The sequence below is a fragment of the Massilia suwonensis genome (genome assembly GCF_042655665.1).
GTDB lineage: Bacteria > Pseudomonadota > Gammaproteobacteria > Burkholderiales > Burkholderiaceae_D > Telluria > Telluria suwonensis.
The window spans coordinates 304,751-327,952 of sequence record NZ_JBHSMR010000001.1 but is presented as its reverse complement, the minus strand read 5'-3'; the positions used below and the strand labels follow the sequence as shown (position 1 = coordinate 327,952).

The window sequence follows — 23,202 nt, the reverse complement described above, 5'->3', positions numbered from 1 at the left end:
GGCGTATCTATCTTGATATCGCGTCCATTCCCTAGCTGGTTGAACGCGTGGGCGGGGGAACCCGCCCACCTTACGGGTCAAGTTCACCTGTACCGAATCATCCCGGTGCGCATTCTTGCATCATTAACGCGCATTGTGCACTGCAATAGAGCGCCCGCACCGCCCTGACGGTCCTTCCCGCCCCGCGCCGCTTCTGGCACGCCTCTTGCAAACACAGAGGACAGGATCAACGGCGATCCCTTCATTTATCTGGCAGGTCCAACGCAGGACCTGCTCATCCGGACAACGGCGTCCGCCTCCCAGGTGACCACCTCGGGACGCGGACGCCTTTTTGTTTTCAAACGAGGGATACCATGGCCAGCAAAGCGAACAGCATCAACTTACTCGAGTTCCACACGCCCCAGATGCGGGCCTTCCACCTGACCTGGGTCGCCTTCTTCGTCTGCTTCTTCGCCTGGTTCGCCTGCGCGCCGCTGATGCCGGTGATCAAAGGCGAGTTTGGGCTGTCGGTGGCGCAGATCGCCAACATCAATATCGCCGCGGTCGCGATCACGATCCTGGTGCGCCTGGTCGTGGGTCCGCTGTGCGACCGATACGGTCCGCGCAAGACTTACACCGGCCTGCTGGCCCTCGGCGCGATTCCCGTGCTGGGCGTCGCCTTCGCCCAGAGCTACGAAAGCTTCCTGCTGTTCCGGCTCGGGATCGGCGCCGTGGGCGCGAGCTTCGTCATCACCCAGTACCACACCTCGGTGATGTTCGCGCCCAAGGTCGTCGGCACCGCCAACGCGGCCGCCGCCGGCTGGGGCAATGCCGGCGGCGGGGCGGCTCAGGCGGCGATGCCGCTGCTGCTGGCGGCCCTGCTGATGGCGGGCGTGTCCGAAACCCTGGGCTGGCGCGTCGCGCTGATCGTCCCGGGGGTCGCGATGCTGGTCATGGCCGTCGTCTACTGGCGCTACACCCAGGACTGCCCGGCCGGGAATTTCAGCGAGCTGCGCGCGGCCGGCGTTCCTGTCGAAAGCGGCGGCAAGGGCGGCTGGGCCAGTTTCAAGGCGGCCTGCCGCAACCACCGCGCCTGGCTGCTGTTCGTCACCTACGGCGCCTGCTTCGGCATCGAGATCTTCATCCACAACATCGCCGCCGTGTACTACGTCGACCATTTCGGCCTGTCGCTCAAGGCCGCGGGCCTGGCGGCCGGCAGCTTCGGCGTGCTGGCGCTGTTCGCCCGGGCACTGGGCGGCTGGCTGTCGGACCGCTGCGCCGGACGTGGTGACCTCAACAGCCGCGTCACCGTGCTGTTCGTGCTGATGGTGGGCGAAGGCCTGGGCCTGCTCCTGTTCGCGAATGCCGACGGCGTCGCCTTCGCACTCGCCGCCATGCTGGTCTTCGGGCTGTTCACCCACATGGCTTGTGGCGCCACCTATGCGCTGGTGCCTTTCGTCGCCCCGAGCGCGCTGGGCGGCGTGGCCGGTATCGTCGGCGCCGGCGGCAATGTCGGCGCCGTGCTGGCGGGCTTCCTGATGAAAGGGACGGGCGACGTGCGCCAGACCCTGTTCATCCTGGGCGGCCTGGTGGTGGTGGCCAGCCTGTGCGCCCTGGGCGCCCGATTCAGCAATACCGCAACGAGCGCCGCCGCCGCGGCGCGTGCATGAGGAGAGCAGTATGAACGTCATCGTCATCGGCCACGGCATGGTCGGCCACAAATTCGTCGAGAGCCTGGCCGCCGCCGCGCCCCACATCCACATCACGGTGCTGGGCGAAGAGCCGCGCCCGGCCTACGACCGCGTGCACCTGTCCGAATTCTTTGCGGGGAAGACGGCGGAGGACCTGTCGCTGGTCGCGCCGGGCTTCTTCGAGCGCAGCAATCTGGCGTTGAAGCTTGACGCCAGGGTGGTCGCCATCGACCGTTCGGAACACACGGTGACGCTGGCAAGCGGAGAAGTCCTCGTCTACGACAAGCTGGTGCTGGCGACCGGCTCCTCTCCCTTCGTGCCGCAGGTAGCGGGCCGAGAACGCGCCGACTGCTTCGTCTACCGCACCATCGAAGACCTGGAAGCGATGCAGGAATGCGGCGCCCGTTCGCGTACCGGCGTCGTGGTCGGCGGCGGACTGCTCGGCCTGGAATGCGCGAAAGCCCTGCGCGACCTGGGTTTGGAGGCGCACGTGGTCGAATTCGCGCCGCGCCTGATGGCGGTGCAGGTCGACGACCCCGGTGCGCGCGTGCTGCGCGGCCGTATCGAAGAACTCGGCGTCACGGTCCACACCGGCAAGAACACGCTGGAGATCGTCGACGGCGAAGCCGGCACCCATCGCATGCGCTTCGCCGACGGCACTCACCTCGACACCGACATGATCGTGTTCTCGGCCGGCATCCGTCCGCGCGACGAGCTGGCCCGCGCCTGCGATCTCGCGCTGGGGCCGCGCGGCGGCGTGGCGATCGACGACGATTGCCTCACGTCCGACCCCGACATCTACGCGGTCGGCGAATGCGCGGCCTGGCGCGGCCAGCTGTTCGGCCTGGTGGCGCCGGGCTACGACATGGCGCGCGCCGCCGCCCGCCACGTACTGGGCGCGCCCGGCGGCTTCGCCGGCGCGGACCTGAGCACCAAGCTGAAACTGATGGGCGTAGACGTCGCCAGCATCGGCGACGCCCACGGCGCGACAAGCGGCAGCCGCAGCGTGCAGTACCTCGACGAGCGGCGCCAGACCTATAAAAAGCTGGTCGTCAGCGATTGCGGCAAGCGCCTGCTGGGTGCGGTGCTGGTGGGCGACGCGGCCGAATACGGCACGCTGCTGCAGATGGCACTGAACGGCATCGACCTGCCGGAAGCACCCGAGAGCCTGATCCTGCCGCAGGCCAGCGGCGCAGCGAAGAAGGGGCTCGGCGTCGACGCGCTGCCGGACACGGCCCAGATCTGCTCCTGCAACGACATCTCGAAAGGCGCCCTGTGCGCGGCCGTGCAGGACGGCGCCACCAGCATCGGCGCGCTGAAGAAGTGCACGACGGCCGGCACGGCCTGCGGCGGCTGCGTGCCGCTGGTGACGCAGGTGCTGAACGCCGAACTGGCGAAGCAGGGCGTGGCCGTCAGCCGCGCGCTGTGCGAACACTTCGCGCACTCGCGCCAGGAACTGCACCACCTGGTGCGGGTCGGGCGCATCCGGAGTTTCGGCGAACTGCTGGCCAAGCACGGCACGGGCCTCGGCTGCGACGTCTGCAAGCCGGTCGCCGCCAACATCCTGGCCTCGACCTGGAACGATTTCGTCTTGAAGCCCGAGCACGCGAGCCTGCAGGATTCGAACGACTACTTCCTCGGGAATATCCAGAAGGACGGCACGTATTCGGTGGTGCCGCGCATGCCGGGCGGCGAAGTCACGGCCGACGGCCTGATCGCCGTCGGCCAGATCGCCAAGAAGTACGGGCTGTACACCAAGATCACGGGCGGCCAGCGCGTGGACCTGTTCGGTGCCAGGGTCGACCAGCTGCCGCCGATCTGGGAAGAACTGATCGCCGCCGGCTTCGAGTCCGGCCATGCCTACGGCAAGTCGCTGCGTACCGTGAAGTCCTGCGTCGGCTCGACCTGGTGCCGCTACGGCGTGGGCGACAGCGCCGGCTTCGCCATCGCGCTGGAGAACCGCTACAAGGGCTTGCGCACGCCGCATAAGGTGAAATTCGGCGTCTCCGGCTGCACCCGCGAATGCGCCGAGGCCCAGGGCAAGGACGTCGGCCTGATCGCCACCGACAGGGGCTGGAACCTGTACGTGTGCGGCAACGGCGGCATGAAGCCGCGTCACGCCGAGCTGATCGCCTCCAACCTGGACGAGGCGACCGTGGTGAAGCTGGTCGACCGCTTCCTGATGTTCTACGTGCGCACGGCGGACCGCCTGCAGCGCACCAGCACCTGGCGCGAACACCTGGAAGGCGGGCTGGATTACCTCAAGAGCGTGGTCGTCGACGACAAGCTGGGCATCGCAGAAGAACTGGAAGCCGACATGCAGGCAGTCGTCGACAGCTATGCCTGCGAATGGAAGAGCGCGGTCGAGGACCCGGAGGTGCGCAAGCGCTTCCGCCACTTCGTCAACAGTCCGGCGCAGGACGACAACGTGGTCTTCATGCCGGAGCGCGGCCAGGTTCGTCCGGCCACCATCGAAGAACGCCGCCGCACGATCCCGATCGCAGCCATCAACTGAAGGAGTTCGCCATGCACCGAGATATTCAGCTTCACAACTGGAATGCGATCTGCCCCGTCGACGAGATCGTGCCCGACACCGGCGTCTGCGCCTTGCTGAACGGCCGCCAGGTCGCCGTGTTCCGCGTCGGCCGGGAACGCCTGTTCGCCATCGATAACTACGATCCGAACGCGCATGCCGCCGTGCTCTCGCGCGGCCTGGTCGGCAGCATCGGCGAGCGCATCGTGGTCGCGTCGCCGATCTACAAGCATCACTTCGATCTGCAGACGGGCGAGTGCCTGGAAGCGCCGGCGCACTCGGTGAGCAGCTTCCCGGTGCGGATCGAGAACGGCACCGTGTGGGTCGCCGCATGAAACCCCGTCTCGTCCTCATCGGCAACGGCATGGCCGGCATGCGCACGGTCGAGGAACTGCTGAAGCTTGCGCCCGAGCTGTACGACATCACCGTCTTCGGCGCCGAGCCGCATGGGAACTACAACCGCGTGCTGCTCTCTCCGCTGCTGGCCGGCGACAAGCAGGTCGAGGACATCATGCTGCATCCGCGCGCCTGGTATGCCGAGCACGGCATCACCCTGCACGCGGGCGATCCGGTGGTGCGCATCGACCGCAAGCGGCGCGTCGTCGTTGCCCGCTCCGGTCTGGAAGCGCCCTACGACCGCCTGTTGCTGGCGACCGGTTCGACGCCGTTCATGCTTCCAGTGCCAGGCAATACGCTGCCCGGCGTGGTCGGCTTTCGCGACCTGCAGGACGTCGACACCATGCTGGCCGCCGCGCGCGAGAAAGGTATTGCGGTGGTCATCGGCGGCGGCCTGCTGGGACTGGAAGCGGCGCACGCGCTCATGCGGCGCGGGATGCGCGTGACCGTCGTGCACGTGGCGGCCAGCCTGATGAACCAGCAGCTCGACGGCGAAGCAGGGCGCCTGCTGAAGGAGTCGCTCGAACGCAGCGGCCTGCAGATCGTGCTCGGTGCCCAGACCACGGCGATCACGGGCGAAGGCAAGGTCGAAGCGGTGCAGTTCGCCGACGGCAGCGCATTGCCGGCCGACCTGGTCGTGATGGCGGCCGGCGTGCGCCCCAATATCGCGCTGGCGCGCGATGCGGGCCTGCATTGCGAACGGGCGATCGTCGTCGACGACACCCTGCAGACCTATGACCCGCGCGTCTATGCCGTCGGCGAATGCGTGCAGCACCGGCGCGCCACCTTCGGCCTGGTCGCACCGGTGTGGGAACAGGCGCGCGTCTGCGCCGCCCACCTGGCCGGCGCCGGACACCGCCGCTACGTGCAGGCCGCCACCGCCACCAAGCTGAAAGTCACCGGCATCGACCTGTATTCGGCCGGCGACATCCTCGGCGGCGAAGGCAGCGAAGAGCTGGTGCTGCGCGACCGCACGGCCGGTGTGTATAAACGCCTCGTGCTCGAGGGCGGGCGCGTGACCGGCGCGGTACTGATGGGCGACGTCGGCGACGGCCCCTGGTATTTCGACCTGATCCAGCGCGGTGCCGACGTTTCACAACTGCGCGACCGGCTGCTGTTCGGCCAGGCGCTCTGTACTGCAACATAAGAAAAGGAAGCACCATGGACATGTCCTTGCCCGCGCCCACCGTGCGCACCACCTGTCCATACTGCGGCGTCGGCTGCGGCGTGACGGCCACCGTCAAGCCGGGCACGATCCCGATCATCGCCGGCGATGCCCGGCACGCAGCAAGCGGCGGACGCCTGTGCGTGAAGGGCGCGGCCCTCGGCGAGACGCTCGATCTCGACGGCCGCCTGCTGTATCCGCACATCCGTGAAGAGGGCGCGATGCGCCGCGCCGGCTGGGACGAAGCCCTGGAGCGCGTGGCTGGCGGCTTCGCGCGCATCATCGAAGAATACGGCCCGGACGCGGTCGCGCTCTACGTCTCCGGCCAGCTGCTGACCGAGGACTACTACGTCGCCAACAAGTTCATGAAGGGCTACGTTGGCAGCGCCAACATCGACACCAATTCGCGCCTGTGCATGTCCTCCAGCGTGGCCGGCCACAAGCGCGCCTTCGGCGAAGACCTGGTCCCCGGCTGCTACGAGGACTTCGAGCTGGCCGACCTGGTCGTGCTGGTCGGCTCGAACACGGCCTGGTGCCATCCGACCCTGTTCCAGCGCATCCTGAAGGCGAAGGAAGCGCGGCCTGGCTTGCGCATCGTGGCGATCGACCCGCGCCGCACAGCCACCTGCGAGCTGGCCGACCTGCACCTGCCGATCAAGCCCGGCACCGACGTCTGGCTGTTCAACGGCCTGCTCACCTATCTCGCGCGCCACGGACACGCCGATGCGGCCTTCGTGCAGGCGCAGACCGAAGGGCTGGAAGGCGCCCTGGCCACGGCCGATACCGATTGCAGCGACCCGGTCCAGGTGGCGCGCATCTGCCGCGTCGACCCTGGCAAGCTGCTTGCCTTCTACGAGGCCTTCGCCGCAAGCGATAAAGTCGTCAGCGCGTATTCGCAGGGCGTGAACCAGTCCTCCAGCGGCACCGACAAGGTCAACGCCATCATCAACTGCCACCTGCTCACCGGGCGCATCGGCCGGCCCGGCATGGGCCCCTTCTCGCTGACCGGCCAGCCGAACGCGATGGGCGGGCGCGAGGTCGGCGGCCTGGCCAACATGCTGGCCGCGCACATGGACCTCGACAATCCGGCCCAGCGCGAGCTCGTGCGCAGCTTCTGGGATGCGCCGCGCATCGCCGACAAGCCGGGCCTGAAGGCGGTCGACCTGTTCCGCGCGGTGGAGGAGGGCAAAGTAAAAGCCGTGTGGATCATGGCCACCAATCCCCTGGTCAGCCTGCCCGACGCCGAGAAAGTGCGGCGCGCGCTCGACAAGTGCGAGCTGGTGGTGGTCAGCGACATCGTGGCCGCGACCGATACCAATGACTACGCCGACGTGCTGCTGCCGGCCCTGGGCTGGGGAGAAAAGGACGGCACGGTGACCAATTCCGAACGCCGCATCTCGCGCCAGCGCGCGTTTTTGCCGGCGCCGGGCGAAGCGCGCGCCGACTGGCGGGCGCTGTGCGAAGTCGCGCGGCGCATGGGTTTTACTGGTTTCGGCTACGAAGACGCGCACGCGATCTTCGACGAGCATGCACGGCTGTCGGGCTGGCGCAACGATGCACACAATCGGCGCGTGTTCGACATCTCCGGCCTCGCCGGCATGCACCGCAAGGACTACGACGCGCTCGAACCGGTCCAGTGGCCGGTAGCGCCAGGCAGCAGCGAAGGAACGCAGCGCCTGTTCGCCGACTGCCGCTTCGCCCACGCCAACGGCAAGGCGCGCTTCATCGCGACGGCGCCGCGCGCACCGGTGCACGCCGTCGACGAGGACTTCCCGCTGGCCCTGAACACGGGCCGCCTGCGCGACCAGTGGCACACCATGACGCGCACCGGCAAGTCGCCGCGCCTGGCGAACCATGCGCCGGAACCGACCATCGACCTGCATCCGCACGACGCCCTGCTGTGCGGCGTGCGCGAAGGCGAACTGGCGCGCGTCACCAGCCGCTGGGGCGCGATGGTGGCGCGCGTCGCGCACGGCGGCGGCATCGCGCGCGGCAGCGTGTTCGTGCCGATCCACTGGAGCGGCCAGACGGCGTCGGATGCCCGCGTCGGCGCGCTGGTCAATCCGGTGGTCGATCCGGTCTCGGGCGAGCCGGAATTCAAGCACACGCCGGTGCGGGTCGAACCCTTCGTCGTCGAGTGGCAGGCCTTTGTGCTGAGCCGCACGCCGCTGGCCGTGGACAAGGTCGCCAACTGGACGCGGGTGCAGGGCGCGGGCTTCGTGCGCTACGAGTTGGGCGGCCGCGGTCCCGCGCAGGCCGGGTGGGCGCGCACGCTGCTGGACGTGGACGAGGAAGCCGACTGGATCGAGTACGACGATGCCGGCGCCGGCGTGTACCGGGCGGCGCACCTGGTCGAGGGCCGGCTGCAGGCCTGCATCTTCGTCACGCGTGGAGGGGCGCTGCCGCCGCGCCAGTGGCTGGCCGGCCTGTTCGCGCAGGAGACGCTGGCGCCGGGCGAACGCGCGACTTTGCTGGCGGGGCGTGCGCCGCTGGCCGGCGCGGACCCGGGACCGACGGTCTGCTCCTGCTTTGGCGTCGGCCGCAACACGATTTACGCGGCGATCCGCAAGCAGGGCCTGGAAACGACTGCGCAGGTCACGAGCTGCCTCAAGGCGGGCGGCAATTGCGGTTCCTGCGTGCCGGAGATCGGCAAGCTGCTGGCCGAGGCCAGGTGCGGTGAATCGGAGAGGGGATAAAAGCAACCCGGAACACGGTGGGCACCATGTTCCGGGTGGAGGAGGGAAGTGTGCCCCCAGGGTGCCGCGGAAGCGGCGAAAGCCTGGGCGCGAGGTACTACCTGCTTCTACTGCTTGCTGCTACTACAAAGCTTAGCGGTTCGCCAGCCAGCGCAGTTCGGCGGCCAGGTTAGGCGAATGCTTCTCGGCCTGTGCGGCCATCGCGAACAGTTCGGCGCGGCCCGCGCGCTCGGCGACGGCATACGAAGCCTGGGCGGCGCGTTCCTTGCGCGCTGCCAGCCAGCCGCCGTGGGCGACAAACAGCTGTTCGGCGAAGCTGCGGACCGTTGCGAACAGGCCGGTGGATTGGTGGCGCAGACCGTCTTCCTGCGCCTGGGTGATCGTTGCTGCGTTCATGTGTCGCTCCAGAGATAAATACTGTGATGTTGCGGTGCAGTATAAATGCCTTGCGTCCATAAATATACTTTCAGTTCGTGATGTCCATGATAAGCCAGACGTATATTTATCGAGGCGTCAATGCCGCCTTCCGACGCTCTCTGCCTCATCGGCGCGACCCACCCTCCAGTTCTGCGAACACCAGCGTCTTCTTGTTGCGCTGCAATGCGAAACACGTAATAAATTAGCGCCAAGATAATAATTCACATTGATTTATTTATTAGTGAAATTTATACTCGGTGTCTTTTCGCTACGCCGATTCTGTTTTCGCATGCATTCATTCGCCCCTCTCAGCGCTCTTTCCGACACCGCCACGCCCCGCATGCCGGGCTCGAACCAGATCGGCATGCGCGAGTTCAACGAGCGCGTGGTGCTGCATGCGATCCGCCTGCACGGCAGCCTGCCGAAGGCGGAGCTGGCGCGGCTCACCAACCTGAGTACGCAGACGGTCTCGGTCATCATCAACCGCCTGCTGGAAGAAGGTTTTGTCGTCAAGCGCGACTCCCTGCGCGGCCGGGTAGGGCAGCCTTCGCAGCCGATCGCGCTGAATCCGGACGGCGCCTTTTCGATCGGCGTGCAGATCGGGCGCCGCAACCTGGATGTCGCCCTGATCGATTTCACCGGCGCGCCGCGCTACCGCAAATCGATCGTCTATGGCGCGCCCTCGGTCGATGCCGTGTTCGGCGAGATCGGCGAGCACCTGGAACGCATTGCCGACCAGCTGGGCGCGGAAAAGGGCCGGCGCGTGAGCGGCATCGGCCTGGCAGCGCCGCTGGCCTTCGGCGGCTGGCGCGAGCTGGTGGGCCTGTCGCCGCAGGACGCCGACGCCTGGACCCGCACCAATATGCGCGAGCGCCTGCAAGCCATGACCCGGCTGCCGGTCGCCTTTGCCAAGGACACGGCGGCCGCCTGCGTCGCCGAACTGGTGGCCGGGCGCGGACGCCACCTGAAGAACTACCTGTACGTGTACATCGACACCCTGATCGGCGGCGGCCTGGTGCTGAACGGCCAGCCGCATGCCGGCGTCTACGGCAACGCCGGCGCAATCGGTTCGATGCCGCTGGGAGTGGCCGACGGCCTGCGTCCCGGCGGCGCGCAGCAGCTGCTGTCCTGCGCCTCGCTGGCCACGCTCGAGGACATGCTGGCGGCCGTGGGCCTGGACAAGCTGCCGCCCGGCGACGCGCGCCTGCTGCAGGCGCCCTGGGCGCCGGTCACGGCGCGCTGGCTGGAAGAAGCGGCGAATGCGATCGCCTTTGCCGTCAACGGCGGGTCCTGCCTGCTCGACCTGGATGGCGTGATCGTCGACGGCGCGCTCCATGCATCGCTGCTGGACGGCCTGGTCGATGCGATCCGCATGGCGCTGGGCCAGTACAGCTGGCAGGGCATCATCCGGCCCGAGATCATCCCCGGCGCCATCGGACGCGATGCGAAGGTGATCGGGGCGGCCTACCTGCCGCTGCACGCGAATTTCGCGCCGGGGCACGAATCCTTCCTGAAGCAGGGCAGGGGCTGAATCGCGGCTGGCGAGCTCGTCCGCCGGCACGCGATCTATGGTATTTTTGAATGTGCAAGCCTTCCCAGCCCGCCCAGCGAGAATCCATGAAACCCATCCATCGGCTCACGCACTCCTTCCTTCTTTCCGCACTGGCACTGGCATGCGCCTCTCCCGCGCTGGCCGACATCCAGCCGCTCAGCGTCTTCAAGGAGCGTGGCGGCGCCTTCGAGCCAGGCACCTATGCCTGCCGCCAGCAGTACAACCAGGCGGGTTACACGTATAAAGTCGTCGAATTCGGCAGCCCGACCCAGTACGCCTGGGTCAGCGGCGGCAAGAAGCCCGGCGCCATGACGTATGACAGCGCCAGCGGCAAGATCGCCTTCACCAGCGGTCCGCTGGGCAAGGGTTTCGAGGCGCATTTCGGCAAGCGCGGCGACGGCGCGCCGGTCATCATCCTGGTCGATACCGACCTGGCGCCGAAGGCGGATGCCTACGATTACTGTACGCGGCGCACGGGCAGTTGAAAGCAAAAAGCCCCTTCGATGAGGGGCTTTGCTGTCATGATTCGCAAGGAATCGGATGGTCGGGGTGAGAGGATTCGAACCTCCGGCCTCTACGTCCCGAACGTAGCGCTCTACCGGGCTAAGCTACACCCCGACTGGTTCGAGGCGCTGAAACCCTGCCTCAGGAAGCATTACTATAATTTTGCTCAATGGTTCCTGTCAACAGCGAAACGGCACAGCTGGAGCAGGCTGTCCTTGTAGATGCTGTCGGGCAGATCGGCGATCGATTCAGCGGCGCGGCGCGCGGCCGTTTCGGCTTCGCGGCGGGTGTAATCGAGAGCGCCGCTGGAGGTGACGGCGGCCAGCACGGCGTCGAAATGCTGCTCGTCGCCCTGCTCGATGCAGGTGCGCACCAGTTCGCGCTGTTCCGCGGTGCCGTGTTCCATCAGGTAGATCAGCGGCAGGGTAGGCTTGCCCTCGCGCAGGTCGTCACCGACGTTCTTGCCGATTTCGGCAGCGTCGCCGGCGTAATCGAGCACGTCGTCGATGAGCTGGAACGCCGTGCCCAGCGAGCGCCCGTATTCGCCGGCCGCGGCCACTTGCGCGCTGCTGGCGCCGGCGACCAGGGCGCCGAGTTCCGCCGCCGCTTCGAACAGCTTGGCCGTCTTCGAGCGGATCACCTTCAGGTAGCTCTCGTGGCTCACGTCCGGATCGTGCATGTTCAGCAGCTGCAGCACTTCGCCTTCCGCGATCACGTTGGTCGCGTCCGACAGGATCTGCATGACGCGCATGTTTTCCAGGCTCACCATCATCTGGAAGGAGCGCGAGTACAGGAAGTCGCCCACCAGCACCGAGGCGGCATTGCCGAACAGGGCGTTCGCCGTCTGGCGGCCGCGGCGCATCGAGGATTCGTCGACCACGTCGTCGTGCAGCAGGGTGGCGGTGTGGATGAATTCGACGACGGCCGCCAGTTCGTGGTGCGCCGTGCCCTTGTAGCCGTAGGCGTTGGCCAGCAGGAGCACCAGCACGGGGCGGATGCGCTTGCCGCCGGCGCTGATGATGTACTCGGCGATCTGGTTGACCAGGCTCACTTCCGAATGCAGGCGCTGGCGGATCACCGCGTTGACCGCATCCATGTCGGCGGCGATCGATTGGGTGATGGTGTTCTGGGCGTGAGGGGTAGCGGCGGACAAGGCGAACCTGCTTGTTATATGCGTTGAGAGTGCGGCGATTATACGACATGCAAGCATGAGCCGTGCCATTTGGCCAAGTTTGCGCGTGCGTGCCCGCGATCCCGGCCTCCCGGGCGGCGTTGCCGCGTTGCCACGACAGTAAGGCGATCATTCCGGCTTTTGACGCAACAGGATCATCCGTGTATAATTCCCTGTTCCCCGGCACCAGAGAAGCGCAACGCGGTCATTGATCGGTCGTCGCCGCAGGGATTTTTAATTAACAATTGATGAGGTTTTCAATCATGTACGCGGTCATAAAAACCGGTGGCAAGCAATACAAAGTTGTCGCTGGCGAAAAACTTAAAGTAGAACAGATACCGGCAGACATTGGTTCCGAACTCTCCATCGATCAGGTCCTCGCCGTTGGCGCGGGCGAAAGCATCAAGTTTGGTGCTCCTCTGGTCGAAGGCGCGACGGTGCTGGTGAAGGTCGTTTCCCATGGTCGCCACGACAAGGTCCGCATTTTCAAGATGCGCCGTCGTAAGCACTACCAGAAGCGTCAAGGCCACCGCCAGAACTTCACCGAGATCGAAGTCGTTTCGATCAACGGCTAATTGCCCCGGTCTATTTAAACAGTCATCAAGGAGTAACTAAATGGCACACAAAAAAGGCGGCGGCACTACCCGTAACGGCCGCGACTCAGAAAGCAAACGCCTCGGCGTGAAAGTGTACGGCGGCCAGGCGATCAACGCCGGCGGCATCATCGTGCGTCAGCGCGGCACCCAGGTTCGTCCTGGCGTGAACGTCGGCCTGGGCAAGGATCACACCCTGTTCGCCCTGGTCAACGGCACCGTGAAATTCGTCAAGCAAGGCGTGGGCTCGAAGCAGTTCGTGACCGTCGTTGCCAACGAAGCAGTCGCTGCTTAATTCAAGCATGCAAGCGCCGCCCCGAGCGGCGCATCTTGTAAGGCGCAAGCCTTCCATCGAAAGGCTCTGCTTAACGTAGAGCCTTTTAGTTTTTTGGCGGTCAAAAATGAAGTTTATCGACGAAGCACGAATTGATGTCATTGCTGGCGACGGCGGCAACGGGTGCGCCTCGTTCCTGCGCGAGAAGTTCCGCCCCTTCGGCGGTCCGGACGGCGGCGACGGCGGCAAGGGCGGCTCGATCTGGGCGGTGGCGGACCGTAACATCAACACCCTGGTGGACTTCCGCTATTCGAAGACCCACACGGCGCGCAATGGCGAGCCGGGCCGCGGCTCGGACTGCTACGGCAAGGGCGCGGACGACGTCACCCTGCGCATGCCGGTCGGTACCCTGATCATCGATAACGACAACGGCGAGATCATCGCCGACCTGACCGAACACGGCCAGACCGAACTGCTCGCCAAGGGCGGAGAAGGCGGCTGGGGCAACATCCACTTCAAGACCTCGACCAACCGCGCGCCGCGCCAGAAGACCGACGGTAAACCAGGCGAGCGCCGCACGCTGCGCCTCGAGCTGAAGGTGCTGGCCGACGTGGGCCTGCTGGGCATGCCGAACGCCGGAAAATCGACCTTCATCACGGCCGTCTCGAACGCCAAGCCGAAGATCGCCGACTACCCGTTCACGACCCTGCATCCGAACCTCGGCGTGGTGCGCGTGTCGCACGCGAAGAGTTTCGTGATCGCCGACATCCCGGGCCTGATCGAAGGCGCGGCCGAAGGCGCGGGTCTCGGCCACCAGTTCCTGCGCCACCTGGCGCGTACCGGTCTGCTGCTGCACATCGTCGACCTGGCGCCGTTCGAGGCGACCGTCGATCCGGTCAAGGAAGCGAAAGCCCTGATCAAGGAGCTGGAAAAGTACGACGAGGACCTGCTGAACAAGCCGCGCTGGCTCGTGCTCAACAAGCTGGACATGGTGCCGGAAGAAGAGCGCAAGAAGCGCGTCAAGGACTTCCTCAAGAAGATGGCCTGGAAGGGCCCTGTCTTCGAGATCTCGGCCCTCAGCCGCGAAGGCTGCCAGGAGCTGATCAATGCGATCTACCTGCACCTGGAAGAGAAGCGCGCGCTCGACGTACGCGCCGACGAGACGACCCAGATGACGGAAGAGGCACGCGGCATCGTCTCGATCGATCCGGACGATCCTCGCTTCAAGATCCTTGAAGACTAAGCCCACCCGCGCCTGGGCTCGCGGCCAGCTCCTGCAGCTGGTCGCCACCGCCAGTTCGCTGGCGGCGCTCGTTGCCTTGCTCGATCCGGACCGGGTCGCCACCGCAATGGGCCTGTTTCTCGTTGGCGTGAACGGCTACAGCCAGTTCTACGCCATCTATGTCGGAGTCCGTCTCGCCACCGCGGGACTGGCTGTGCTGGCGGCAAGGCGGGGCGACCAGCCCATCCTCGGCGATCTCGTAGCATTGTTCCTGCTGGCCCAGCCGGCCGGGCGCCTGGTCGCGGCTTTCGCGATCGGCCTGCCGCATGGGTCCTTGTTCGTCGTCAGCGGGATCGAGTTGCTGGCAGGGTTGGCCCTGCTTGCTTTGCGTCCCAGGGAAAAGAGACTCTCGCCATGAATTCCGTGATTCACACCGCCGGCCGCATCATCGTCAAGGTCGGCTCCTCGCTCGTCACCAACGAAGGCCGCGGCCTCGACCACAACGCCATCGCGCGCTGGGCCACCCAGATCGCGGCCCTGCGCAGCCTCGGCAAGGAGGTCGTGCTGGTCAGCTCCGGCGCGATCGCCGAAGGCATGCTGCGCCTCGGTTTTGCTACGCGCCCGCATGACATCCACGAGCTGCAGGCCTGCGCCGCCGTCGGCCAGATGGGCCTCGCCCAGATCTACGAAACCAGTTTCAAGGCCCACGGTGTTAAAACGGCGCAGGTGCTGCTCACACACGCCGACCTGGCCGACCGCGAGCGCTACCTGAACGCGCGCGCCACGCTCACGACCCTGCTGCGCCTGGGCGTGGTCCCGATCATCAACGAGAACGACACCGTCGTCACCGACGAGATCAAGTTCGGCGACAACGACACCCTGGGCGCCCTGGTCGCGAACCTGATCGAAGCTGATGCCCTGGTGATCCTGACCGACCAGCGCGGCCTGTATTCGGCCGATCCGCGCAAGGACCCAGGCGCCACCCTGATCGAACGGGCCCAGGCCGGCGACGCCAGCCTGGAAGCGATGGCCGGCGGCGCCGGCAGCAATATCGGCAGCGGCGGCATGCTGACCAAGGTGCTGGCCGCACGGCGCGCCGCGCGTTCGGGCGCCCATACCGTGATCGCCTGGGGCCGCGAACCGGAGGTGCTGACGCGCCTCGCCGGCGGCGAATCGATCGGCACCGAGCTGCAGGCGCCCACCACGCGCCTGACCGCGCGCCGCCAGTGGATGGTCGACCACTTGCACACGTCCGGCGAAGTGGTGCTCGACGCCGGCGCCGTGCAAAAGCTGACCAAGGAGGGCAAGTCCCTGCTGCCGATCGGCGTCATCGCGGTGAAAGGCGAGTTCGGGCGCGGGCAGGTGATCACTTGCGTCAGCGAGGCCGGCCAACCGATCGCGCGCGGCCTGACCAGCTACACCAGCAGCGAGGTGCGCCGCATCATGCGCCACTCCTCGAACGAGATCGAAGCCATCCTCGGCTACATCGAAGGACCGGAACTGGTCCACCGCGACAACCTCGTCCTCCTCTGAAAGCACGCATGACCTATCTCGATCCCGCCGCCGTCGTCCAGGCCCAGCTGGAGGCCTATAACGCCAAGGACGTCGATGCCCTGATGGCGACGTATGCGACCAATGCGCAGCAGTTCACGCTGCACGGTCCCTTGCTGGCCGAAGGCATCGATGCGATTCGCCCGCGCTACGTGGCGCGCTTCGCCGAGCCCGACCTGCACGCGCGCCTGCTCAGCCGCACGGTGCTGGGCAACTTCGTCACCGACCTCGAAGTCGTGACGCGCAACTTCCCGGAAGGGAAGGGCAGGGTCGAGATGCTGTGCATCTACGAGGTGGTGGAAGGGCGCATCGCGCGCGCTTCCTTTGCCACCGGCGCCACCACCCTGTTCGCCGCCTGAGACCCGGTTCTGGTTGTTGCCTGAAGGATAACTTCGTGGCAACATGTCCGGCATTCCAGCACCGGACGAGGATCGACCCATGCCGTACGCACGCGCCCTAGCATTCCTGCTGTTGTGGACGGGCGCCGCTTGCGCCGCGCCCGCACCGGACGAAGACAAGCTGGGCAAGCCGCTGGGCTACCCGGTCGGCACGGCGAAAAGCTGGTTTTACGACGAATCGGTGCGGGTGGGTTCGTTTACCGCCCAGGGCGAGATCCCGGGCATCTTCGGCGGCAAGGCCAACGTGCTTCCGGCCAGCGGCGCGCCAATGCCGCTGCCGCGCCTGGAGCAGGAGCCGCCGATCCGCTGGACGCTCGACATGCGCCGCAAGCTGAGCATCGACGACTACTTGGCGCGCCAGCGCATCATGGGCCTCCTGATCATCAAGGACGGCGTGATCCAGGTCGAACGCTACCAGTACGACCGCACGGCGCAGCAGCGCTTCGTCTCGAATTCCATGGCCAAGTCGCTCGTCTCGCTGGCGGTGGGCATCGCGCTGGGAGAAGGCAAGATCGCTTCGCTCGACGACCGTGCGGACAAGTACGCGCCGGGCCTGAGCGGCACCCTGTATGGCGAGACCACGATCCGCAACCTGCTGCGCATGGCCTCGGGCGCCCACTTCGAAGAGCGCTACGACGGCAAGGACGACCTGGAGCGCTGGGCGCGCGCCGTGATCGGAGGCGGCGTCGAGCAGGCGGCCAAGGCGATCACGACGCGCGATGCGCCGCAGGGCGCGCGCTTTTCCTACGCCAGCGCCGAAACGGAAGTGCTGGCGGCGGTCCTGCGCGGCGCGACCGGCGGCAACCTGAGCGACTACCTGGGCACGCGCCTGTGGCAGGCGATCGGCGCGGAGACGCCGGCCCTGTGGCGCGCCGACCGCACCGGCCTGGAGCGCGCGGCCGGCAACTTCAACGCCACGCTGCGCGACTACGGGCGCCTGGGCGTGGTGCTGGCCAACGACGGCGCGCGTCCCGACGATCCGGCGCGTACGCAAGTCATTCCGAACAGCTACCTGGTCGAGGCCACCGACTGGCGCCAGGCGCCGCCGGCCTTCCGTCCGCTGGCGGCGACGCCCTACTACGGCTATGGCTACCAGTTCTGGACCTTCCCGAGCGAGAAGCGGCGTTTCGCGCTGCTCGGCGTGTACGGGCAGATGATCGTGGTCGATCCGCAGCTGAAACTGGTGATGGTGCAGACGGCTGCGAATGCCACGGCCAAGGCGGGAGGGACGTCGCTGGGCAAGGAAGCCGACGCCTTCTGGCGCGGCGTGGTCGAGCATTACGGCAAATGGTAAGCGGTCGGGCGGCAGGCTTGCCAGGCTGACCAAAGAACTTGCCGCTTCGCTCATATGGTTCAATTAACTGTGTTGTGGCGGGCTGACATCCCGCCGGACATTCGCCATTCTCGGCCGCGTTTTATTGCCGCACGGATACAGCTCACGTAGACTGGCCGGGACCCGGCGTGCATACCTGCACCGCCGCTACCTGGAATCGCCATGAAACTGAGCCGTAAACTTCCCCTCTGCTTTGCCGCCGTCGCCCTCGTGGTGGCCTGCGCCGGCTTCTTCGGCCTTTACGAACTGAACAGCTCGATCGCGACCTACGGCGGCGCCGTCACCAGCTACAGCCAGGCCGAAGCGGTCGAGACCCTGCAGTCGAGCTTCAAGACCCAGGTCCAGGAATGGAAGAATACGCTGCTGCGCGGTAAGGACGAGACGCAGCGCGCCAGGTACTGGCAAGCCTTCCAGGAGGGCGAGCGCAAGGTGGCCGGGCAGGCGGGCAAGCTGATCGCATCGCTCCCGGCAGGCAAGGAGCGCACGCTGCTCGAGCAGTTCGCGCAAGCACATGAAAAGATGGGCCAGGATTTCCGTACCGGCTACGCCCGGTTCGAGGCCGCCGGTTTCGAACCGGCCGCCGGCGACGCCGCCGTCAAGGGCAAGGACCGCGCGCCCTCCGAACTGCTGGTGCAGGCGTCCGACGAGATCGTGGCGGAAACCGAACATGAGGTGGCGGCAGCACAGGCCGGCAGCCAGCGGGCCACGTTCCTGAGCCTGCTCGCCATGGTGCTCGGCTCGGCCGCTGCGATCGTGGCCGGCATCGTCGTCTCGCGTTCGATCGTGCGTCCGCTGGACCGCGCCGTCGAAGTGGCCAAGACGGTGGCCGCCGGCGACCTGCGCACCCGCATCGAGGTGACGTCGAACGACGAAACGGGCCAGCTGCTGGCCGCGCTGCGCGACATGAACGCCAGCCTGAAGCAGATCGTCACCCGGGTGCGCGGCGGCGCCGAGACGATCTCGGTGGCTTCCAACGAAATCGCCAAGGGCAACATGGACCTGTCCTCGCGCACCGAGCAGCAGGCCGGCGCGCTCGAAGAAACGGCCTCCTCGATGGAAGAGCTGACGTCGACCGTGAAGCAGAATGCCGACAATGCGCGCCAGGCCAAGCAGCTGGCGGTGAGCGCCTGTGACGTAGCCGTGAAGGGCGGCGACATCGTCGAGCGCGCGGTCGGCACCATGGCCGCGATCAGCGAATCCTCGAAGCAGATCGCCGACATCATCGGCGTCATCGACGGCATCGCCTTCCAGACCAATATCCTGGCCCTGAACGCGGCCGTGGAAGCGGCGCGTGCCGGCGAGCAGGGCCGCGGCTTCGCCGTGGTGGCCTCGGAAGTGCGCAGCCTGGCCCAGCGTTCGGCCGTCGCCGCCAAGGAAATCAAGACCCTGATCGGCGCCTCCACCGAACGCGTGGAAGCGGGCAGTGCGCTGGTCAGCGAAGCGGGCGCCACCATGACCGACATCGTCGCCAGCGTGAAGCGCGTGATGGACGTGATGGCCGAGATCAGCGCGGCCACCGCCGAGCAGGGCGCCGGCATCGAACAGATCAACATCGCCGTGACCGAGATGGACACCGTCACCCAGCAGAATGCAGCGCTGGTCGAGGAAGCGGCGGCCGCGGCCGAGGCGCTGCGCGAGCAGACCGTGGCGCTCAATGGCGTCGTCGGCGTGTTCAAGCTCGATGGCGACAGCAGCGTGGCGCTCGCGGCCAACGATGCGCCGGCCATCCCCCTCGCGCCGGTGCGTGCCTTGCCGGCGCACGGCATGCGTGCGGCGCCAAAGCGCGTCGCAGGCGGCGACTGGGAAGCGTTTTAATTCGAACGGTTTTGCCTTGACAGCCCGCGCCGGCGCCCTGTGCCGCGCGGGCTTTTTTTATGCCGCAATCAGGCGGCGACGGGCGGCACCGCCTCCGGTGCGATCAGCCCATCCGGCGCCGGCGTCTTGTCGCGGAACTCGCACAAGTCGTTGATGATGCAGTTCCAGCACTTCGGGCGGCGCGCCACGCAGGTGTAGCGGCCGTGCAGGATCAGCCAGTGGTGGGCGTCCTGCAGGAACTCCTTGGGCACGAATTTCAGCAGCTTCATCTCGACCTGGTCGACGTTCTTGCCCGGTGCGATCTTGGTGCGGTTCGAAACGCGGAAGATGTGGGTGTCGACCGCCATGGTCGGCTCGCCGAAGGCGGTATTGAGCACCACGTTGGCCGTCTTGCGGCCCACGCCCGGCAGGGCTTCCAGCGCCTCGCGCTGGCGCGGCACCTCGCCGCCGTACTGCTCGACCAGGATCTGGCAGGTGGCGATCACGTTCTTCGCCTTGGTGTTGTAGAGGCCGATCGTCGAGATATAGGTCTTCAGTTCGTCCAGGCCAAGGTCGAGGATCTTTTGCGGCGTGTTCGCCACCGGGTACAGGCGGCGCGTGGCCTTGTTCACGCCGACGTCGGTCGACTGCGCCGACAGCAGCACCGCGATCAGGAGTTCGAAGGGCGTCGAGTATTCCAGCTCGGTGGTCGGATGCGGATTGGCGGCGCGAAAGCGCGTAAATATTTCTAAACGTTTGGCCGGATTCATTAATTTGGCTTATCTTCGGGCGCTTCGGTCGGAGTGCCTGCTGCGCGCTGGCGGGCGCGTTCCATGGCGGCGGCGATGATGGCGCGCTTGCGTTCCTTCTCCGCCAGCTCCTCCGGCGTATTGGTCGCCTCGGCCGTGACTTCGCGCATCTTCTCCAGCGCCTTGGCCGCCAGGCGTGCCTCGTTTTCTTCGCGTTCGCGTTGCAAACGCGCGCTGCGGAAATCGTGACGGGCGCGGGCAGCGTCGGCCGCCTGCTGCGACCAGGCATCCCAGCCGGTGGCGTTCCCGGTGACAGGCACCATGCTGATGCAGTCGACCGGGCAGGGCGCCACGCACAGATCGCAGCCGGTGCACAGGCTCGGGAGGATGGTGTGCATCTGCTTGGCCGCGCCGAGGATGGCGTCGACCGGGCAGGCCTGGATGCACAGGGTGCAGCCGATGCACAAGGCTTCGTCGATGAAGGCGACCGGGCGCGGGCGCTCGACGCCGTTGGCCGGATTGATCGGAATGACGGGGCGGCCGGTCACGCTGGACAGGCGGCGCACGCCCTCGATGCCGCCGGGCGGGCACTGGTTGATGTCGGCTTCGCCGGCGGCGATCGCTTCGGCATAAGGCCGGCATGCCGGATAGCCGCACTTGGTGCATTGCGTCTGCGGCAGCTGGTCTTCGATCAGGTCGGCAAGGGTCTTGGTCACGGCGCGGCGAAAGCGATGTCAAAGGCGTCATTATCCGACAAAAGCGGGCAGGGTGCGACCTGCACCGGCGAGCTCGGCGCTTGCGTGGGTGAGCGTACAGAGCCGTAAGCCCGCGTGTGGCCTACTGAGTGTTCCGCCGGGCCGTTGCCGGCTTTGACAACAGGAGAAATCCATGAAGAACAAGACGATTGCACGCGCCATGATCGCCGTCATGCTGGCAGGCAGCCTGCCGGCGATGGCCCAGGACCGCGGCTACCGCGATCACCGCGACGACCGCGCCCAGGAACGCCGCGAGGAACGCCGCGAGTACCGCCAGGAGCGCCGCGAGGAGCGCCGTGAAGCCCGCCGCGACTACCGCGACGACCGCCGCGACGAGCGCCAGGCTTACCGCGAGGGCTACCGCGACGCCCGCCGCGGCGCCGGCCCGCGCCACGACCTGTACCGCGGCCAGCGCCTGCCCTCCGCTTACCACAACCGTCAATACGTGGTCGACAACTGGCGCTCGCACCGCCTGAGCGCGCCGCCGCGCGGCTACCACTGGGTGCAGGTCGGCGGCGACTACGTGCTGGCGGCGATTGCGACGGGGATCATTGCAAGCGTCCTGTTGAATAATTAAGCGAGTGGAGCAAACACGATGTTTGCGCCGCAGTCCTGGGCTCGAGAGCCCAGGCTACGCTCGGGAGCCCAGGCTACGCAATTGAGACAGTGCGTATCGTTCTCGTAAGTGGCGTATCTAACAGATGTGATCCGCCGCCGATGGCTTAATAGACCATCGGCCGCATGACGCGGCGAACGCTGACAGGAGAATGTATGAACGAATGGATTATCGCCCCCTTGCTCGAACCCGACCCGACCGGCATGATCGCGCACCGCGTTTCGGCGCACAGCGCCGAAGGGCAGGACGAGGCCGAAGAGGAGAGCGGTGATCGCCGCCATGGCGAGCGCCGCGACAACCACGACGACGAAGCCGATCCCGACTTCGGCCGCGGCGAGGACCGGCGCGACGACGTGCTCTGAGCCATACCGCAAAAAAAATGCCACGACGTGTCGTGGCATTTTTTTCGTCTTCCGTCCTGGCTGCCTTACAGCGCCGGACGCGCCAGCGCCTTGCGGAACTCCGGATCGTCGAACAGCTGGCCGGCCAGCTTGCGGTACAGGCCCTGGTACTGGCCCGCCGCCAGCGGGATCGCCACCGCGCCCACGAACGAGGATTCCCAGCTGGCGTCCGCCTGCAGGGTGCGGTCGTAGGCCACGGTCTGGCCGCGGGTGACGACGAAGCGCGCGCCCAGTTTGGCCGTACCGGTGCCGATGGCGGCATCGGCTTCGCTGTCGGTCAGGGTGCCGCTGATGACGGCCTGCGAGGCCGGGTCGAGCAGGCCGGCCGCGTCCAGTTCGACGCGCAGCGTCTCCTTCAGGTATTGGGAGAAGGATTCGTTATAGGGCGAGTGCACTTTCGTGCCGCGCAGGCTCACGCCCTGGTCCATGCCCGCCGCCTTGCCGGGCGCGATCGTGAAGCTGCCCAGGCTGGCCGGCGCGATGGCGGCGGCGCGCAGTTTCGTGGTGTTGTCGATGCTTGCCTGCGGGGCACCCATCGGGGTGGCGCAGCCGGTCAATTGCAGTGCAACGGCGGCGGCCAGGGCGAGGCCGAGCTTGCGGAGGAGGGAAGCGGTCATCTTGTTTTCCTTAGTTGAAAGTGGCTTGCTGCGACAGGTCGTTCAGGGCATTGGCGACGATCTGGCGCGTCATCGTGCGGATGGCGTCTTCCATGTTGGCCGACTTGACGGCGTTGGCCGGCTCGCCGGTCGCGCCCATCGAGGTGTGGATCGCATGGCGCGCGGTCGTGACCAGCGGCGCGCCCTGGCCCGGCGGCAGGTAGGTGATCTTGCACTCGTAGAGATCGGTGACGACATTGCCCGCCACGCCGAAGGTCAGGCCTGTGACGAAGCCCTTGCCGAATGCGTTCTCGCCTTCCTTCGGCACGTTGTTGAGTTCGACGTTCAGCCGGGCGCTGTCGCTGCCGCCGTTGACGGCCGAGAACAGGCCGCTGCCGGCGACCTGGTCGCGCACTTGGGCCTGAAGGAACTCGGTAGCGCGTGGATTCGGTGCGCCGCGCGACTTGAACTCGAAGCTGAAGGCGACCGGCTTCGGAGCGGCGACTTTCTTGAGCTGGGCGACCGGAACGTCGCGGGTGGCGGTGTCCACATAGAAGCTGGCGCAACCGGTCAGCAGCGCGGAACCGGCCATCAGCGTAGCGACGGCGGCACGGCGCAGCGTGCGTGCAAAGGCAGTACTCATGTCATGTATCCCCTCGTGTTTTGAATGCGGCAAGATGCCGACACTCGAGGATATAGTATTGCTGAGCTGGAAATCTCTCCCTTTGTCACATCGGCAAGTTTGCCTGTACCGGGTGTGACAAGACGCGGCAGTAAAAACGACAATGCCGTTCGGCTTGCACCGGACGGCATTGT

General features: G+C 66.6%; 23 protein-coding genes and 1 tRNA gene. 17 read left to right on the top strand and 7 right to left on the bottom strand.

The genetic code is table 11. From position 1 onward, the window contains the following. Window positions 1-353 precede the first annotated feature (353 nt). From ACFPQ5_RS01435 to ACFPQ5_RS01415, 5 genes are read left to right on the top strand one after another with little or no spacing between them, the layout of a single operon-like run. Window positions 354-1,649 carry an MFS transporter gene (locus ACFPQ5_RS01435; protein ID WP_379751180.1) on the top strand — a complete coding sequence of 432 codons (1,296 nt, stop codon included), beginning with the start codon at window positions 354-356 and terminating at the stop codon, window positions 1,647-1,649. A 10-nt stretch (window positions 1,650-1,659) separates the two neighbouring features. After that, complete coding sequence (gene nirB / locus ACFPQ5_RS01430) at window positions 1,660-4,185, top strand: nitrite reductase large subunit NirB (protein ID WP_379751178.1); 2,526 nt, start codon at window positions 1,660-1,662, stop codon at window positions 4,183-4,185. Between the two features lie 11 nt (window positions 4,186-4,196). Continuing rightward, entirely contained in the window at window positions 4,197-4,538 is a 342-nt protein-coding gene (nirD, locus tag ACFPQ5_RS01425) for a nitrite reductase small subunit NirD (RefSeq protein ID WP_379751176.1), read from the top strand. Further along, window positions 4,535-5,746 carry an NAD(P)/FAD-dependent oxidoreductase gene (locus ACFPQ5_RS01420; RefSeq protein ID WP_379751174.1) on the top strand — a complete coding sequence of 404 codons (1,212 nt, stop codon included), beginning with the start codon at window positions 4,535-4,537 and terminating at the stop codon, window positions 5,744-5,746. The genes nirD and ACFPQ5_RS01420 overlap by 4 nt, the downstream gene beginning before the upstream one ends. A 14-nt stretch (window positions 5,747-5,760) precedes the next feature. Continuing rightward, the gene (locus tag ACFPQ5_RS01415) at window positions 5,761-8,460 is read left to right on the top strand and encodes a molybdopterin-dependent oxidoreductase (protein WP_379751172.1); all 2,700 of its coding nucleotides are present in this window, start codon (window positions 5,761-5,763) and stop codon (window positions 8,458-8,460) included. Between the two features lie 132 nt (window positions 8,461-8,592). Here the strand turns inward: ACFPQ5_RS01415 and ACFPQ5_RS01410 are convergent, their stop codons facing one another. After that, window positions 8,593-8,856, bottom strand: coding sequence for a hypothetical protein (locus ACFPQ5_RS01410; protein ID WP_379751170.1), 264 nt, complete (start codon window positions 8,854-8,856; stop codon window positions 8,593-8,595). Window positions 8,857-9,166: 310 nt separating this feature from the next. Here ACFPQ5_RS01410 and ACFPQ5_RS01405 point away from each other — a divergent pair, with 310 nt between their 5' ends. Both ACFPQ5_RS01405 and ACFPQ5_RS01400 read left to right on the top strand, forming a co-directional pair. Next, entirely contained in the window at window positions 9,167-10,408 is a 1,242-nt protein-coding gene (locus tag ACFPQ5_RS01405) for an ROK family transcriptional regulator (RefSeq protein WP_379751168.1), read from the top strand. A gap of 86 nt (window positions 10,409-10,494) precedes the next feature. Beyond that, window positions 10,495-10,914, top strand: coding sequence for a hypothetical protein (locus ACFPQ5_RS01400; RefSeq protein WP_379751166.1), 420 nt, complete (start codon window positions 10,495-10,497; stop codon window positions 10,912-10,914). 56 nt (window positions 10,915-10,970) lie between these two features. Here the strand turns inward: ACFPQ5_RS01400 and ACFPQ5_RS01395 are convergent. Then, window positions 10,971-11,047 (bottom strand) — tRNA-Pro (locus ACFPQ5_RS01395). Window positions 11,048-11,099: 52 nt separating this feature from the next. After that, on the bottom strand, window positions 11,100-12,086 hold the full coding sequence (gene ispB, locus ACFPQ5_RS01390; RefSeq protein ID WP_379751164.1) for an octaprenyl diphosphate synthase: 987 nt from the start codon (window positions 12,084-12,086) through the stop codon (window positions 11,100-11,102). 281 nt (window positions 12,087-12,367) lie between these two features. On the opposite strand from ispB, the gene rplU reads away from it, so the two are divergent. The 8 genes from rplU (at window position 12,368) to ACFPQ5_RS01350 (ending at window position 19,290) form a co-directional block, all read left to right on the top strand. Then, a complete protein-coding gene (rplU, locus tag ACFPQ5_RS01385) occupies window positions 12,368-12,679 on the top strand; it encodes a 50S ribosomal protein L21 (RefSeq protein WP_136220275.1) in 312 nt (103 codons plus the stop codon). A gap of 40 nt (window positions 12,680-12,719) precedes the next feature. Continuing rightward, on the top strand, window positions 12,720-12,992 hold the full coding sequence (gene rpmA / locus ACFPQ5_RS01380; RefSeq protein WP_136220274.1) for a 50S ribosomal protein L27: 273 nt from the start codon (window positions 12,720-12,722) through the stop codon (window positions 12,990-12,992). Between the two features lie 106 nt (window positions 12,993-13,098). Beyond that, complete coding sequence (gene obgE / locus ACFPQ5_RS01375; RefSeq protein ID WP_379751162.1) at window positions 13,099-14,214, top strand: GTPase ObgE; 1,116 nt, start codon at window positions 13,099-13,101, stop codon at window positions 14,212-14,214. Further along, window positions 14,204-14,611 carry a hypothetical protein gene (locus ACFPQ5_RS01370; protein ID WP_379751160.1) on the top strand — a complete coding sequence of 136 codons (408 nt, stop codon included), beginning with the start codon at window positions 14,204-14,206 and terminating at the stop codon, window positions 14,609-14,611. Before obgE ends, ACFPQ5_RS01370 begins: the two co-directional genes overlap by 11 nt. Further along, window positions 14,608-15,726, top strand: coding sequence for a glutamate 5-kinase (gene proB / locus ACFPQ5_RS01365; protein ID WP_379751158.1), 1,119 nt, complete (start codon window positions 14,608-14,610; stop codon window positions 15,724-15,726). The genes ACFPQ5_RS01370 and proB overlap by 4 nt, the downstream gene beginning before the upstream one ends. Window positions 15,727-15,734: 8 nt before the next feature. Beyond that, the gene (locus tag ACFPQ5_RS01360; RefSeq protein WP_379751156.1) at window positions 15,735-16,103 is read left to right on the top strand and encodes a nuclear transport factor 2 family protein; all 369 of its coding nucleotides are present in this window, start codon (window positions 15,735-15,737) and stop codon (window positions 16,101-16,103) included. Between the two features lie 79 nt (window positions 16,104-16,182). Then, window positions 16,183-17,436 carry a serine hydrolase domain-containing protein gene (locus ACFPQ5_RS01355; protein ID WP_379751154.1) on the top strand — a complete coding sequence of 418 codons (1,254 nt, stop codon included), beginning with the start codon at window positions 16,183-16,185 and terminating at the stop codon, window positions 17,434-17,436. A 201-nt stretch (window positions 17,437-17,637) separates the two neighbouring features. Further along, window positions 17,638-19,290 carry a methyl-accepting chemotaxis protein gene (locus tag ACFPQ5_RS01350; protein ID WP_379751152.1) on the top strand — a complete coding sequence of 551 codons (1,653 nt, stop codon included), beginning with the start codon at window positions 17,638-17,640 and terminating at the stop codon, window positions 19,288-19,290. Window positions 19,291-19,358: 68 nt separating this feature from the next. Here the strand turns inward: ACFPQ5_RS01350 and nth are convergent, their stop codons facing one another. Together nth and rsxB are read right to left on the bottom strand one after the other, a co-directional pair. After that, a complete protein-coding gene (gene nth, locus ACFPQ5_RS01345; protein ID WP_379751150.1) occupies window positions 19,359-20,039 on the bottom strand; it encodes an endonuclease III in 681 nt (226 codons plus the stop codon). Continuing rightward, window positions 20,039-20,734 carry an electron transport complex subunit RsxB gene (gene rsxB / locus ACFPQ5_RS01340; RefSeq protein WP_379751148.1) on the bottom strand — a complete coding sequence of 232 codons (696 nt, stop codon included), beginning with the start codon at window positions 20,732-20,734 and terminating at the stop codon, window positions 20,039-20,041. The genes nth and rsxB overlap by 1 nt, the downstream gene beginning before the upstream one ends. Window positions 20,735-20,906: 172 nt before the next feature. On the opposite strand from rsxB, the gene ACFPQ5_RS01335 reads away from it, so the two are divergent. Together ACFPQ5_RS01335 and ACFPQ5_RS01330 are read left to right on the top strand one after the other, a co-directional pair. Next, window positions 20,907-21,350 carry an RcnB family protein gene (locus ACFPQ5_RS01335; protein WP_379751146.1) on the top strand — a complete coding sequence of 148 codons (444 nt, stop codon included), beginning with the start codon at window positions 20,907-20,909 and terminating at the stop codon, window positions 21,348-21,350. Between the two features lie 194 nt (window positions 21,351-21,544). Next, complete coding sequence (locus tag ACFPQ5_RS01330) at window positions 21,545-21,751, top strand: hypothetical protein (RefSeq protein WP_379751144.1); 207 nt, start codon at window positions 21,545-21,547, stop codon at window positions 21,749-21,751. Window positions 21,752-21,816: 65 nt separating this feature from the next. Here ACFPQ5_RS01330 and ACFPQ5_RS01325 read toward each other — a convergent pair whose 3' ends face one another. After that, entirely contained in the window at window positions 21,817-22,407 is a 591-nt protein-coding gene (locus ACFPQ5_RS01325) for a hypothetical protein (RefSeq protein WP_379751142.1), read from the bottom strand. A gap of 10 nt (window positions 22,408-22,417) precedes the next feature. Further along, the gene (locus tag ACFPQ5_RS01320; RefSeq protein WP_379751140.1) at window positions 22,418-23,029 is read right to left on the bottom strand and encodes a hypothetical protein; all 612 of its coding nucleotides are present in this window, start codon (window positions 23,027-23,029) and stop codon (window positions 22,418-22,420) included. Window positions 23,030-23,202: the final 173 nt, after the last annotated feature.